The 12,886-nt window shown below is 74.4% G+C and carries 13 protein-coding genes and 3 tRNA genes; 6 read left to right on the forward strand and 10 right to left on the reverse strand.

What is annotated here, in order from left to right:
* Positions 1-46: 46 nt before the first annotated feature.
* Complete coding sequence (locus MVA48_RS17955; protein WP_246982199.1) at positions 47-511, forward strand: hypothetical protein; 465 nt, start codon at positions 47-49, stop codon at positions 509-511.
* Between the two features lie 26 nt (positions 512-537).
* The gene (locus MVA48_RS17960) at positions 538-1,386 is read left to right on the forward strand and encodes a M23 family metallopeptidase (protein WP_246982200.1); all 849 of its coding nucleotides are present in this window, start codon (positions 538-540) and stop codon (positions 1,384-1,386) included.
* Positions 1,387-1,448: 62 nt separating this feature from the next.
* Here the strand turns inward: MVA48_RS17960 and MVA48_RS17965 are convergent, their stop codons facing one another.
* A complete protein-coding gene (locus MVA48_RS17965) occupies positions 1,449-1,967 on the reverse strand; it encodes a hypothetical protein (protein WP_246982201.1) in 519 nt (172 codons plus the stop codon).
* A 59-nt stretch (positions 1,968-2,026) separates the two neighbouring features.
* Here MVA48_RS17965 and MVA48_RS17970 point away from each other — a divergent pair, with 59 nt between their 5' ends.
* Together MVA48_RS17970 and MVA48_RS17975 are read left to right on the forward strand one after the other, a co-directional pair.
* Positions 2,027-2,896, forward strand: a complete 870-nt coding sequence (locus MVA48_RS17970) for an MBL fold metallo-hydrolase (protein ID WP_246982202.1) — start codon at positions 2,027-2,029, stop codon at positions 2,894-2,896.
* Positions 2,893-4,200 carry a class I adenylate-forming enzyme family protein gene (locus tag MVA48_RS17975; RefSeq protein WP_246982203.1) on the forward strand — a complete coding sequence of 436 codons (1,308 nt, stop codon included), beginning with the start codon at positions 2,893-2,895 and terminating at the stop codon, positions 4,198-4,200. The genes MVA48_RS17970 and MVA48_RS17975 overlap by 4 nt, the downstream gene beginning before the upstream one ends.
* A 5-nt stretch (positions 4,201-4,205) precedes the next feature.
* Here MVA48_RS17975 and MVA48_RS17980 read toward each other — a convergent pair whose 3' ends face one another.
* The 3 genes from MVA48_RS17980 to MVA48_RS17990 all read right to left on the reverse strand — a co-directional run bounded on the left by MVA48_RS17980 (position 4,206) and on the right by MVA48_RS17990 (position 7,909).
* Positions 4,206-6,362, reverse strand: coding sequence for a transglycosylase domain-containing protein (locus MVA48_RS17980; RefSeq protein WP_246982204.1), 2,157 nt, complete (start codon positions 6,360-6,362; stop codon positions 4,206-4,208).
* 249 nt (positions 6,363-6,611) lie between these two features.
* Positions 6,612-6,806 (reverse strand): hypothetical protein, encoded by a 195-nt coding sequence (locus MVA48_RS17985; RefSeq protein ID WP_246982206.1) that lies wholly within the window; start codon positions 6,804-6,806, stop codon positions 6,612-6,614.
* 911 nt (positions 6,807-7,717) lie between these two features.
* The gene (locus MVA48_RS17990; protein ID WP_246982208.1) at positions 7,718-7,909 is read right to left on the reverse strand and encodes a hypothetical protein; all 192 of its coding nucleotides are present in this window, start codon (positions 7,907-7,909) and stop codon (positions 7,718-7,720) included.
* Positions 7,910-8,203: 294 nt separating this feature from the next.
* Between MVA48_RS17990 and MVA48_RS17995 the strand changes: the two genes are divergently transcribed.
* Positions 8,204-9,247 carry a hypothetical protein gene (locus MVA48_RS17995; RefSeq protein WP_246982210.1) on the forward strand — a complete coding sequence of 348 codons (1,044 nt, stop codon included), beginning with the start codon at positions 8,204-8,206 and terminating at the stop codon, positions 9,245-9,247.
* Positions 9,248-9,298: 51 nt separating this feature from the next.
* On the opposite strand, the gene MVA48_RS18000 is transcribed toward MVA48_RS17995, so the two are convergent.
* From MVA48_RS18000 to MVA48_RS18010, 3 genes are all read right to left on the reverse strand, one after another.
* Positions 9,299-9,372 (reverse strand) — tRNA-Phe (locus MVA48_RS18000).
* A gap of 25 nt (positions 9,373-9,397) precedes the next feature.
* Positions 9,398-9,471 (reverse strand) — tRNA-Asp (locus tag MVA48_RS18005).
* Between the two features lie 43 nt (positions 9,472-9,514).
* Positions 9,515-9,587 (reverse strand) — tRNA-Glu (locus tag MVA48_RS18010).
* Positions 9,588-9,919: 332 nt separating this feature from the next.
* Between MVA48_RS18010 and MVA48_RS24520 the strand changes: the two genes are divergently transcribed.
* Complete coding sequence (locus tag MVA48_RS24520) at positions 9,920-10,306, forward strand: AMIN-like domain-containing (lipo)protein (RefSeq protein WP_441300214.1); 387 nt, start codon at positions 9,920-9,922, stop codon at positions 10,304-10,306.
* A 2-nt stretch (positions 10,307-10,308) separates the two neighbouring features.
* Here MVA48_RS24520 and MVA48_RS18020 read toward each other — a convergent pair whose 3' ends face one another.
* From MVA48_RS18020 to MVA48_RS18030, 3 genes are read right to left on the reverse strand one after another with little or no spacing between them, the layout of a single operon-like run.
* Positions 10,309-10,647: a hypothetical protein gene (locus MVA48_RS18020; protein WP_246982214.1), complete on the reverse strand. Its 339-nt coding sequence runs from the start codon at positions 10,645-10,647 to the stop codon at positions 10,309-10,311.
* 23 nt (positions 10,648-10,670) lie between these two features.
* Positions 10,671-12,206, reverse strand: a complete 1,536-nt coding sequence (locus tag MVA48_RS18025; protein ID WP_246982216.1) for a metallophosphoesterase — start codon at positions 12,204-12,206, stop codon at positions 10,671-10,673.
* 52 nt (positions 12,207-12,258) lie between these two features.
* On the reverse strand, positions 12,259-12,783 hold the full coding sequence (locus MVA48_RS18030; RefSeq protein WP_246982218.1) for a GtrA family protein: 525 nt from the start codon (positions 12,781-12,783) through the stop codon (positions 12,259-12,261).
* Positions 12,784-12,886 lie beyond the last annotated feature (103 nt).

Genomic DNA, 12,886 nt, shown 5'->3' on the forward strand with positions numbered 1-12,886 from the left:
ACCTTCCGGAGCTTTCCCGCCCACCCTCTTCCCCAGGGAGCGAGCAATGTTCCAGCGCCGTCCGTCCGGACCGGCGACCAGACGCCTGCGGGTCGCGCTGATCGGTGTCGTCGCCGGCGCCGTGGTGCTGGCCTCCGCCGTGCCTGCGTCCGCCGTCCCTGCCCCTCCGCCCAATCCCACCGACGGCCAGCTCGGGGCCGCCCGCTCGGCACAGGACGCCGCCGCCGCCGAGGTCGGGCGCATCGCCGCGCTGGTCGCGGCCTCGGAGGCCGAGCTCGAGCGCGTCGGCATCCAGGCCGAGGCGGCGGGCACCGCCTACCTGATCGCTGAGGAGGCACTGCTCAACGCGCAGGCCGTCGCCGAGCAGACCGCCGCGGAGCTGGCGGAGGCAGGCGCTGCCGTCGAGGCCGCGCAGGCCCGGATCGCCACGTTCTCGCGCGACAGCTACATCAACAACGGCTCGCTGGCGGCTCGGCGGCGCTCTTCGACGCCGACGGCCCGGGGGAGCTGATCCAGCGCGCGGCCCTGCTGGACTACGTGGCCGCCAACGAGGTCGACGTCCTGGACCAGCTCGAGATCGCGAAGGTGGCCCAGGCCAACGCCGACTCCTCCGCGCGCAAGGCTCGGGACGAGATGGCCGCCGCCGAGGATGCGGCGCAGGCGGCCAAGCAGCGCGCCGACGCCCAGCTCGCCGCCCAGCAGAGCGCCTACGAGCAGGTGGCCGCGCAGAAGGCGGACTACGACCGCCAGCTGCAGGCGGCGCAGATCAAGCTGCTGGAGCTGCAGGGGGCGCGCAACGCCTACGACCAGTGGGTCGCGCAGAAGCAGGCCGAGGAGGCCGCCGCGGCAGCGGCGGCGCAGCGGGCGGCCGAGGCGGCCGCCGCAGCCGCCGCGGCCGCGAGGAGGGACAACGTCAGCTCCGGCGGCGGCGGCGGCGGCGGCGGGGACGGCGGCGGGGGCGGACCGGTGATCTCGGGGTCCTACGCCAAGCCGACCTCCGGCCGGGTCTCCAGCTGCTTCGGCCTCCGGTGGGGCGCGCTGCACGGTGGCGTCGACATCGCCGCCCCGGTGGGCACCCCGATCTACGCCGCCACCTCGGGCATCGTGAAGCGTGCCGGCCCGGCCACCGGCTTCGGCCTGGCCGTCTACATCCTCGGCGACGACGGCTACGTGACCGTGTACGGCCACGTCAACCGCTACTTCGTCTCGGCCGGCGAGCGCGTCGCCGCCGGCGAGCAGATCGCCGAGGTCGGCAACCGCGGTCAGTCGACCGGGCCGCACCTGCACTTCGAGGTGCATCCGGGCGGCGTCATGTACGGCAACCAGATCAACCCGGTGCCGTGGCTGAACAACCGGGGCGTGTACATCGGGGGCTGCGGCGGCTGAGCCGCGCACCCGGACAGAGCAGCGGCCCGCCACTTCGGGGATGAGTGGCGGGCCGCTTCTGCTCAGCTGGTCGGGGCCGCCGACTCGCCGCTGTCGACGTCGATCCCGCACTCGTCGCGGAGGTAGGCCGCGACGTTCGCCGATGCCCCGGCGAGCTCCTGCTGCAAGGGGGCGATCTCCTGCTGGAAGGTGGTGGCCGCGTTCGGATCGCTGAAGTCGACGTTCGAGATCGCCGTGGCGATCTGGTCGATGCCCCCTGCCAGCGCCTCCCAGTCCTCGGCGATCTCCGCCGGTGGCTCGACGTCGCGCACGGCCTGGGCGGCCTGCTGCAGCGCCTGCGGCAGAGTTGAGGGGTCGGACTGCGCGTCGAACGTCGAGGTGACGCGCTCCTGGATGGAGGCCGCGTCGGCGCAGAAGCCGGAGTCGGCGGCCTCGGCGGTCGTCTCCGCCGCGCTGGACGTGGTCTCGCTGGTGGTCTCGGACGACGCGGTGTCGTTCCCGGAGCCGCCACAGGCGGTGAGCAGGGCGGCGGCCGCGGCCACGGCGAGTCCGTCGCGGCAGGCGGTGAGGGTTCGGCGCATGGAGCGGAGGCTAGCGGCCGGACGGGCCCGCGTGCAGGCTCGCGGCTACCGTGCGCGACGTGGACGTGCCCGTCGACCCGCGCCTGGGCTGGGGTCTGCCCGCTCCGGGGACGATGCCCCGTACGGCCGATCTCGAGCCGCTCGTGACCCGGGTGCTCGCGCCCAATCCGTCGGGGATGACGCTCGACGGCACCAACACGTACCTCGTCGGCGCCCCCGGCAGTGGCCAGGCGGTGGTCGTCGACCCCGGTCCGGACGACCCCGCGCACCTCGCGGCGGTGGAAGCAGCGCTGAGCGCCCGGGACGCCCGGTGCGTGGCGGTGCTTGTCACCCACCACCACGGCGACCACGCGGAGGCGGCGCTGCCGTGGGGCGGGTACTTCGAGGCCCCGGTCGCGGCCGCCACCTCCGCGGTCGCCGGGCCCCGCGGGCGGGTCCTCTCCGACGGGGACCGGCTCGCGCTGGCCGGCACCACGATCGGCGTCGTCCCGACACCCGGGCACACCGCCGACCACCTGGCCTTCCGGCTGGAGTCCGGAGCCCTCCTCGTCGGCGACCACGTCCTGGGCCGCGGGACGTCGGTGGTCACCCACCCCGAGGGCGACGTGGTGGCCTACCTGGAGTCGCTGCGCCGGGTGCACGACCTCGGGCCGAGCGCGCTCTACTGCGGCCACGGGCCCGAGCTCACCGAGGACCCGGGTGCGGTTATCGCCTTCTACCTGGCCCACCGCGCCTACCGCGAGCAGCAGCTGCTCACCGCGCTCGCCGACGGCCCGGCCACCGTCGACGCCCTGGTCGCCACCGTCTACGCCGAGGTGCCGCGCCGGTTGTGGCCGGCGGCCGAGCAGTCCACCCGGGCGACCCTGGCCAAGCTCCGGGCCGAGGGGCGGATCGAGGACGCGCCCGACGGGGCGGTGCGCCTGGCATGACGGCTCGGGTGGTGCGCCCGCGCGACAGCGAGCGCGACCAGCGGCGGGCGGCGGCATCGCTCGCCGCCGCGGGCCTCGGCGCCGGCGACCGGCTGCTCGTGTCGGCGACGGCCTCCCCGGCCCTGCTGGCCGCCGTGCTCGGCGCGCTGCGCACCGGCGTCGTACCGGTCGTCCTCGACCCGGCCCTGCCGGCCGCCGAACGGGCCGTCCTGGCCGGGGACGCCGCGCCCGCCATGGACGTCGGCAGCGCACCGGAGCGCCTGCTCGGCGACGAGCAGGCCGACCTGGCCGACGTCCCGCTCGCCCGGCCGATGCACTACACCTCCGGGACGACGGGCCGTCGCAAGGGCGTCTGGTCGGGGGTGCTGGCCGAGGACGACGCGGGATCGCTGGCGCGGGAGGAGATCGACCTCTGGGAGTTCGTCCCGGACGACCGGCACCTCGTCCTGTCGCCGCTGCACCACAGCGCCCCGCTGCGCTTCGCCGTCCACACGCTGCTCGCCGGCGGTGAGGTGCTGCTCCCCGGGCCCTTCGACGCGGCGCGCGCGGCAGAGGTCATCACGACGCAGCGCCCCACGACCACCTTCTGCGTGCCCACGCACCTGCAGCGTCTGCTGCGCGAGCAGGTCGACTGGTCCTCGTTCCGGCGGCTGGTGCACGCCGGCGCGCCCTGCCCCGCACCGCTCAAGCGGGCCGTCCTCGCGGCGGCGCCCGCGGGCAGCGTGTGGGAGTTCTACGGCTCGACCGAGGCGCAGTTCACCGTCTGCTCGCCCGAGCACTGGCTCGCGCACCCGGGCAGCGTGGGCCGGGCACGGCCCGGCCGGAGGCTCACGACCGACGAGCGCGGACAGCTCTGGTGCGCGGTGCCCCGCTGGGCGCGGTTCGAGTACTGGCGTGCGCCGGAGAAGACCGCGGCCGCCTGGCGGGGCGACCAGGTCACCGTCGGCGACCTGGGCCGGGTGGACGACGACGGAACGGTGTGGCTGGACGGCCGGCGGGAGGACCTGGTCATCTCCGGCGGGGTGAACGTCTACCCGGCCGAGGTGGAGGCGGTGCTGGACGCGCATCCCGCGGTGGCCGAGAGCGCGGTGTTCGGCGTGCCCGACGAGGAGTGGGGTCAGCGCGTGGTGGCCGCCTACGTCGGCACCGCCGATCCGGCGGAGCTCACCCGGTGGGCCCGCGAGCGTCTCGGCGCGGCCAAGCGGCCGAAGAGCGTCCACCGACTCGACGACCTGCCCCGCACCTCGACGGGCAAGGTGCGCCGGCTCGACCTGCCGGAGGCGCTCGGCCTGACCGCTGACTGACCGGTTCAGCCGTCCTCGGCCTCGTCGCCCCCGCCTGTGCCGTCGTCCCCACCTCCGCCGTCGTCCCCACCTCCGTCGTCGGGTGGCTCGTCCTCGGATCCGTCCGGGTCGCCGGGATCCGGCCGCGGCGGCGGGGGCGGGTTGGGATCGCGCAGGGGCATCCCGGCCGGCGGGAAGGGCACCGGCCCCTCCGCGGTGAGGATCGGCGCCATGGCGTCGCGCCAGATCGGCGCCGCCAGCCGGCCGCCGTAGCCGCCGACGTCCTGGTTGTGCTTCGGGTTGAGCAGCATGACGCTCGCGGCGTACCTGGGCGTGTAGCCGACGAAGGCGACGGAGAAGCGCTCCTGGCTGGTGCCCGTCTTGCCGGCGATCTCGTGACCGGGCACGTGGGCGCGGGTCCCCGTGCCGATCGCCAACTGGGTGTCGCCGACCAGGATCTGGTTGAGGGTGGTCGCCACGGCCGGTGGCACCGCGTCAGGAGTGCAGGACGGACCGGTGGGCACCGGCTTCCCGTCGGTACCGACCAGCGGCTGGCCGGTGCGGTCGAGGATCGCCAGCACCGGGGTGGGGTCGCACTGCGTGCCGTTCGCGCCGAGCGTCGAGTACGCGCTGGCCAGGGCGAGCGGGCTGGTGGCCTCCGCCCCGAGGGTGAACGATCCCCGACGATCGGCGATCACCTGATCGGCCACCGGGTCGAGGGAGAACAGGCCCATCCGCTGGGCCATGCGCACCGGACCCTCGACGCTGCCGAGGCGGTCCTCCAGCGCCACGAAATAGGTGTTGGACGACCGCACCAGCGCCTCGACCATGTCCAGCCGGGCCGGGTACCGGCCGGCGTTGTGGACGACGTACGGCTCGCCCACCGTGCCGCCGTTGCGCTTGTACACCCGGGAGACGTAGGGGTCGCTCGTGGTGATCGTGTGCCACGCCGGAATACCGCGTTCCAGGGCCGCCGCGGCCACGAACACCTTGTACGTGGACCCCGCTCCCTGGCTGGCGACCAGCGGCAGGTTGACCGACTCCTGGGCCGGGTCGGTCGCGTCGTAGCCGAACTTCCGGTTGACGCTCATGGCCAGCACCCGACCGGTGCCGGGCTCGACCGCCGTGAAGATGGCGGCGACGGGGTCGGTGAGCCCCCGCGCGGCGGTGACGGCCCGGTCGGCGGAGTCCTGGATGTCGCGCCGCAACGTCGTGACGATCGTGAGCCCGCCGGTCTCGAGCTGCTCCTGCGAGATGCCGAGGGTCTGCGTCAGGTGGCGCTGGAGGAAGTCGCAGAAGAAGCCGGCCGGCGAGTCCACGCACCCGTTCGGCGGGGGCGGGGTCGGCGCGATCGCCACCGGCTGCGGCAGGAGCTCGGCCAGCTGCTGCGCGCTGATGTGGCCGAGCGCGTGCATCCGCTGCAGGACCTGGTTGCGGCGAGCGTGGGCGCGCTCGGGATTGGTGATGGGGTCGTCGTTCGCCGGTGTCTGTACCAGACCGGCCAGCATCGCCGCCTGGGGCAGGGTCAGGTCGATCGCGCGCACGCCGAAGTACCGGTGGGCGGCCGCCTCGATGCCGTAGGCACCCCGACCGAAGTACACGAGGTTCAGGTACCGGGTGAGGATCTCCTGCTTGGAGTACTGCTCCTCCATCGCCAGGGCCAGCCGGGCCTCGCGCAGCTTGCGGCCGATGCTCTGCTCCGTCGCCGCGAGGCGCTCCTCGGGCGTGGCCGCCTCCTGGACCAGGGTCTGCTTGACCAGCTGCTGGGTGATCGTCGACCCGCCCTCGACCACGCTGCCGGCCACCACGTTGCGGGCCAGCGCGCGCAGGGTGCCCTCGACGTCCAGCCCTCGGTGCTCGTAGAACCGGGAGTCCTCGATGTCGACGAGCGCCTGGAAGACCACGGGGGCGATGCGGTCGGCCGTGACCGGGAACCGGTTGTGGCGGTAGAAGAAGGTCAGCATCCGTCCGTCGGAGGCGCGGACGATGCTGTTACCGGGGAGCGGCTGGTCACCCAGCGCGCCGGGGAGCGGCGTGAGCAGGTTCGCCGACGAGCTGGCCACCAGACCCGGTCCCGCGACCCACGGCAGGAGCAGGCCCGCTACGAGCGCCCCCGCGAGAGGCACGGCGACGAACAGCAGCATGCCGAGCGCGCGCAGCCGCCGGCGGACGCCACCGGACATGGACCACCTCCCGTCCCGGCATCGTGACGCACCGCGGGACCCCGCAACAGCGGCCGGAACGCGATGACACCCCGTTCGTGACCGAGGGGCGGCGCGACGGGGTCAGCGGTGCGGGGCGGTCACTGTCCGGACGCGGCGGCAGGAGGACCACTCCCTGCCGGATCGTCCCGGCGGCGCGTCGAGCGCAGCCGCCGGGACACCGGGGTCCGTGGGGTCAGCGGACGACCGGGAGCTCGCTGGTCGTCGTGGTCACCGGCGACCAGGCGTCCGGGTGCGGGCGACCGGCGTCGACGACCCATGCGGGGGTGCGCCGGCTGCCTGCGCCGGAGCGTCCTGCTCCGGAGTGGATGGCGGCTGGGGCCGGGCACTGAGGCTGACGATGAGGGCCAGCAGCACGAGCAGCCCGACGAGGACACCGCCGATGACCAGGAGCGTCGAGAGCATGCACCGAACGTAAGCGCGGGACCGTTCCGTGTCACCGAATGGGGGCGGGCACATTCCACTGAAAGTCGCCGTCCGGTTGCACAGAGTTCGCTGCTTGACGCCTCGGGTCAACGAGCAGCTCGCGCCGGGTGCCGAGCCGCTGGTCAGCGGTCTGTGACGCGGGTCTCGGCGGTGTGGTTCGGTCGGTGGGGGTGGGTAGGAGTGGCGCCGTCGGACGACCCTGCGAGGAGGCCCCATGCTCGACCTGCCGACGGCGGCCGGCCGCCTCGTGGCCGTACCGCTCGGCGCGATCGCCCACAGTCGGGGCGGCAAGCCCATGCACCCGCGCGGCGCCGTCTTCGACGCCGTGCTCGAGCGCCACGGCGGCCCGGTCCCCGCCGTGCCCTGGGTCGCGACTCCGGGAACCGACAACGCCGTCGCCCGGCTCTCGCGCGGCGCCGGACTGCCGGCGCCCCTGCCGGACCTGCTGGGCCTGGCGATCCGGGTGCCCACCGCCGGAACGCCGATCGACCTCCTGCTCACCAGCACCGGACGCGGCAGGCTGAGCCGCCTGCTGCCCGCCCCGCGACGGGACGCCGCCACCTTCTACTCGTCGATCATGGGGTACCGGTCGGCCGCGGGTTCACTGCGCTTCGCGGCCGAGGGGGAGGAGGACGAGGCGCCGTCCGACCCCGAGCCGCAGGCCGGTGCGGTCGCCCGTTCGGGCCTCCGGTTCACGCTCTCGGTCGCCCGCGGCCTCGGCCCGTGGGAGCCGTTCGCCCGCCTGGCGCTGACCGATCCGGCGCCGTCGCTGGACCCGGACGTCCGGTTCGACGCCGTGCGCCACCCCCGCCGGGGCTGGTGGCCGACGGGCCGATGGCCCGGTTCCGGGCCCCCGCGTACGCGCGGGCCCGCACGGCGCGCAGCGGCGGCTAGTGCCGCGGCTGCCAACCTTCGCCCTCGTTGGCGACACCCCGGACGGCGGCCAGCCCGTCGCCGAGTGCGTCCCACGGGTCCAGTGCCGCCGCGTCGGCGCGGATCCGCCGGTCCTCCTCGTCGCCGAGTGCGTTCCGCACCGCGTCGGACATCCCCGAACGCAGCGACTGCAGCAGCGGCCAGACCACGATGCCGAGCGAGCCGCGGACCGCGTCGGCGGCGCCGCACAGCCGGGCGGCGGTCGCCGCGTCGCCGCGGAGCGGGCTCGGTGAAGCGCGTGGCGTCGGCCGTCGGGGAAGGGGCGCTGGCGGTGACGCTGGTGCACGCTCACCTCGCGACCGCGGCCCAGACGCGAGCGTGACCGACGCATCACCCGTTGGAGTCGCTCTCGGGTTCGCCCGGCGGGGCGTCGGGTAGGGCCAGAACGATCGGCTCGAATCCACGGCCGTTCGGGAGACAGCAGCCAGGAGTCGATCCACCGCGTGACGTCCGTCGACCGCTCGGCCCCGGGGGCCCTCCCCGAGGGCCGGACCCGGGTGGCGACCGTGCCCTGCGCCGACCCCTACCTCGACGCCGTGCTGCCCGCCGACGTCGAGCGCGTGGGTCCGTCGGGTGACCCCAGCCCGTGGCTCGACGTCGACTACCTCACCGAGCACGCGGCCGAGATCGGCGTCCTGCACCTGCACACCGGCCACGGGCACGTCGCCGCGGTGGCCGGGCAGTGCTGGACGGAGACCGTCCGCCGGCTCGGCCTGCCGCTGGTCGTCACCGTCCACCAGCTGCGGGCGCACGACCATCCGCCGAGGACACGCTGGGACGCCGTCATGGACGCGCACCTCGAGGCGGTGCTCGCCACCGCCGAGGTGGTGCTGACGCTCACCCGCGGGGCCGCCGACGAGATCGCCGCGCGGTTCGGGCGGACGGCGATCGTCGTCTCGCACCCGTCGGTCACCGCACCCCTTCCGGAACTGGGCGCCGAACGCGGCCTCGTCGGTCTGCGGCTCGGTCCGGCGTCCTCCGCGGTGCCCGACCCGGCGGCGCTGGTGCGGGCCGCCCTGTCCGGCGCGGTGTCCGGTGGGGGGCGGTTGCGGGTCCTCGTGGACGCGGTCGACGTCCTCGACCTGGACCCCGCGGTCCGCCGCATGGTTGCCGACGGCGACCTGGAGCTGGCCGTCCACCTGCCCTCGGGCTGGACCGCCGAGCTCCAGCAGCTGCACGTCGCCGTGCTGCCCGAGCGCTGCGGCACCCACTCCCGCGACCTCGAGATCTGCCGCGACGTCGGTACGCGGGTCGTCGCACCGGGCTGCGGCTGGCTGGCCGACCAGTGGTCGGAGGTCGTCTCCTACGCCAGTGCCGAGCACGACGAGCTCGACCCCGTGTCACTGGCCGCGGCGGTGTCCGCGGCGTTGACCCGGCCGATGCCGCGGCCGGCGGACAGGAGCTGGCGGGCCGACCAGCAGGCCGCCGTCCGCAGGGTGCACGCCGACGTGTACGCACAGGTGGCGGCGGACCGCAGCTGGGCCTGAGAGAAGGCCCCGTTCCCTCACCCGTCGGGGCGAGCCTCGGAACGGGGCCTGTGGGCAGGGGCGGGGTCGAACCGCCGACCTCTCGCTTTTCAGGCGAGCGCTCGTACCGACTGAGCTACCTGCCCCTCACCGGTGCTGAACACCGGAGAGCGACCCTGACGGGACTCGAACCCGCGACCTCCGCCGTGACAGGGCGGCGCGCTAACCAACTGCGCTACAGGGCCATTCGTTGTGGTGCCGGATCTGTGGTGGTGCTGGATGGTGCTGTGCCCCCAACGGGGTTCGAACCCGTGCTACCGCCTTGAAAGGGCGGCGTCCTGGACCACTAGACGATGGGGGCTCGTAGTTCGCCGGGGGCGGGAGAAACAATACATGGCCCCGTGGCGCACACCGGCGTGGGGGCCGGAGGCTGCCAAGCTGCATCCCGTGAGCACCCGACCGCGCACCGCTGCACTTCTCCTGTCGAGCCTGCTCGCCGCCGCGGCCCTGCTGTCCGGGTGCGGAGGGGGCGAGGAGCCCGCCGGGTCCTCGACGGACACGTCCGCGCCGGAGAGCACCGGCTCCCCGGCCTCGTCCACGTCCGCGTCCGCGACCGACGACGGCTCGACCGCTGCGCCGCCGTTCCCGGCCGACACCGCCCCCGACACCGGCGACGCGTCCTCTGACGCCGCCGTGACGGTCAGCGACATCCGCGTCGGCCGGCACGACGGCTTCGACCGGGTGGTCTTCGAGGTCGACGGGACGGGCACGCCCGGCTGGGACGTGCGCTACGTGGACCAGGCGTTCTCGCAGGGCAGCGGCGACGCGGTCGACGTCGCCGGGGATGCCGTCCTGCAGGTCACCCTGACCGGCGCGGCATACCCGTTCGAGACCGGCGTCGAGGAATTCACGGGCGGACCGGTGCGCGGCGGCACCGACGTCGTCACCGAGGTCGCGTGGGACGCCACCTTCGAGGGCACGTCGGTCGCCTTCGTGGGCACCGCGGCCACGGTGCCGTTCCGGGTCTACCAGCTCACCGGCCCGACCCGCGTCGTGGTGGAGGTCGCCCACCGCGGCTGACCTCAGTTCAGCGAGGCGGTCAGCTCCACCGAGTCGTCGGTGACGCTGGAGCACTGGAGCTCGAGCGGGCCGGCGGTCACGCTCTCGCCCTCGGCGCAGGAGACGCTGGTGCCCCCCACGCCGAGCGAGGCCCGGCCGTCCTGGACGCCGCCGAAGGTCAGCGTGGTGCCGAGGATCTCGGCCTCGGCACCGTCACCGGACAGCGTCACCGAGCACGAGCTCGTCGTGCACGAGACGTTGTTCGACGTGAAGGTGCACGCGGTCAGGGGAACGAGCAGCAGGCCACTCGCGACCAGCCCGGCGGCGATCCGGGCAGGACGGGTCGTCGTCGTCGAGGACATGCAGCGAGCGTAGGACCCGCCCCTCATCCCGGCGGGGACGCCGGGTCGCCCGTGCCGTCGCCGACCGGGCCGGCCCCGTCGTCCTCGCCGGCCTCGTCGGTCGGGTCTTCCTCGTCGGTGTCGTCCTCCTCGTCGGCTCCCACGACGACGCGCTGGATCGTCACCTCCGTCTCACCCAGGCCGCCGAGGGTGATCTCGTCGTAGGCCTGCAGTTGGCCGGTCTCCGGGTCCAGGTACAGGACCGTGCAGGTCAGCGGCTCGGGGTACTCGCCTTCGAGCGCGCGCAGGCCGGCGCCGCCCGTCGAGCCCTGCACCATGAGCAGCGAGCCCTCCTCCAGCCGCGACACCTTCCTGTCGTGGGTGTGCCCGGCCAGGATCACGTCGGCCAGGCCGTCGAGCGGGGGAGCCTGCTTGGGGTCGTGGACCATGGCGATCGCCGGCCGCTGGGGCAGCTCCTCGATGACCTCGGCCAGGGCCCGGCCGCTGTTCACCAGCACGTCGTCCCCGGCGTCGTCGTCCCCGGTGCTCTTGTCCGGGGTGAACCGGGGGTCGGGCACCCCCGCCACCACGAGGCCGGCCACGGTGGTCGCGTCCCCGGCGAGCACCACCGCGTTCGGCTGGGCCGCGATCAGGTTGGAGGTGGCGGCGGAGTCGTGGTTGCCGCGGATGAAGACGTACGGGACGTCCAAGGTCCCCACGCGGGTGATCAGCCGGTTCTCGGGCTCGCTGCCCCAGTCGGTGATGTCGCCGGTGTCGAGCACCCCGTCGACCTGGAACTGGACGGCCACCTGCCGCATCAGGTCGAACCCAGCGGGGTTGAGGTGGATGTCGGACACGTGCAGGAGCGCGACCGAGTCGCCGGTCCCGGCCGGCGACGGCAGCGCGGAGATCGTGGCGTAGAGGTTGCCGACGTTGGCCACGAGGTCCTCGAGGGAGGCGCGGTACGCGTCGAACCGGGCCACGATGTCCTCGGCGCTGCCGATGAGGCTGTTCGCGTTGACCAGCAGGCCGGTGTACTTCGGCTGGGAGAGGGCCTCCGGCCGCCACGTGGCCGCCGCCAGGCCGGCGGTGCCGACCAGCAGCCCAGCGGTCACCCCGACCGCGATCAGCGGCTCGCGCGGCCGGCGCAGCACGAGCAACGACGTGACGGCCGCGCCGGCGAGCGCGGCGAGGCCGGTGGTCCAGGTCAGCCGCACGACGGCGCTGCGCAGGTCCTCGGTCACCTGGTCGACGACGCCGGCGAGCCGCACCGGGTCGGTGGCCAGTGCCCGTGCGCGGACCTGGTCGACGCGTTGCAGTTCGACGTCGAGGCGCAGGGGGCCCTGGTAGGCGTCGACGCGGAGATCGCCGAGCGGCGGGACGGCGACGACGGCGCCCCCGGCCCCGGGGCGGAACGCCAGCGACGCGTCGAAGGGGCCGATCGGAGCGGAGATGCGGCCGAACAGCAGGACGGCGACGAGTGCACCGATGACGGCGACGGCCACCCGCAGCGCCCACCGGCCGACCCCACGCCCGCGGCGCCGCCACGGTGAGCCGGTGGTCGACGTCGGTTCCGTCACCTCCGTGACGCTACTGACCGAGGTGTCGACGCGCGGGCCGGAGGGGGACGTGTCAGACCTTCTCGGTCGTCCGGGGCCGGAAGATCCAGCGCAGTGCGATGAACCGCATCAGCCCGATCACGCCGGTCACCGTGACGACGAGCGCGATCTGCAGGAACGGGTGCGCCTCGGCGGCGGTGGCCTCGAGCCAGGTCAGAGCTGCGCTGGTGGCGACCAGGCCGATGAAGGAGACGCCCCCGGCCTCGACCTGCGCGGTCAACCAGCCCACCCGCTCGTCGGCGTGGAAGGTGAGGCGGCGATGCAGCTCGTTGGCCAGCATCGACGACGCCACGGTCGCGACGAGATGGGCGGCGAGATACTCCAGGTCCTGCAGCGCCAGGAAGAGCAGGGCGTACAGCGCGGTGGAGGTGCCGCCGACGAGCACGAACCGGACGAACTGGGCGAGGGCGTCGTCCCGGCGCAGCCAGTCGAGGAGGACCAGTTCCACCTCCTGCACGCGCGACAACTGCTGCTGGGGGGCGTCACCGAGCAGCTCGGTGGCCCCGGCATGGCGGCGCAGCAGGGACGGGCAGGTCACGGATGTCCTCTCGGAAGGGAAGCGGGGTCAAGGCTCCTCTGGGGTTCTGGCTTTGTCACGCGAGAACATGCCGGCTCCCCCTGACGATTCCCTGTGCCGTCGC

It is taken from the genome of Blastococcus sp. PRF04-17, from assembly GCF_023016265.1.
Lineage (GTDB): Bacteria > Actinomycetota > Actinomycetes > Mycobacteriales > Geodermatophilaceae > Blastococcus_B.

Excerpts from the sequence above, each read along its gene's own strand:
- MVA48_RS17955 (WP_246982199.1), top strand. The coding sequence starts at position 47 with ATGTTCCAGCGCCGTCCGTCCGGACCGGCGACCAGACGCCTGCGGGTC.
- MVA48_RS17965 (WP_246982201.1), bottom strand. The coding sequence starts at position 1,967 with ATGCGCCGAACCCTCACCGCCTGCCGCGACGGACTCGCCGTGGCCGCG.
- MVA48_RS17975 (WP_246982203.1), top strand. The coding sequence starts at position 2,893 with ATGACGGCTCGGGTGGTGCGCCCGCGCGACAGCGAGCGCGACCAGCGG.
- MVA48_RS17980 (WP_246982204.1), bottom strand. The coding sequence starts at position 6,362 with ATGTCCGGTGGCGTCCGCCGGCGGCTGCGCGCGCTCGGCATGCTGCTG.
- MVA48_RS17985 (WP_246982206.1), bottom strand. The coding sequence starts at position 6,806 with ATGCTCTCGACGCTCCTGGTCATCGGCGGTGTCCTCGTCGGGCTGCTC.
- MVA48_RS18020 (WP_246982214.1), bottom strand. The coding sequence starts at position 10,647 with ATGTCCTCGACGACGACGACCCGTCCTGCCCGGATCGCCGCCGGGCTG.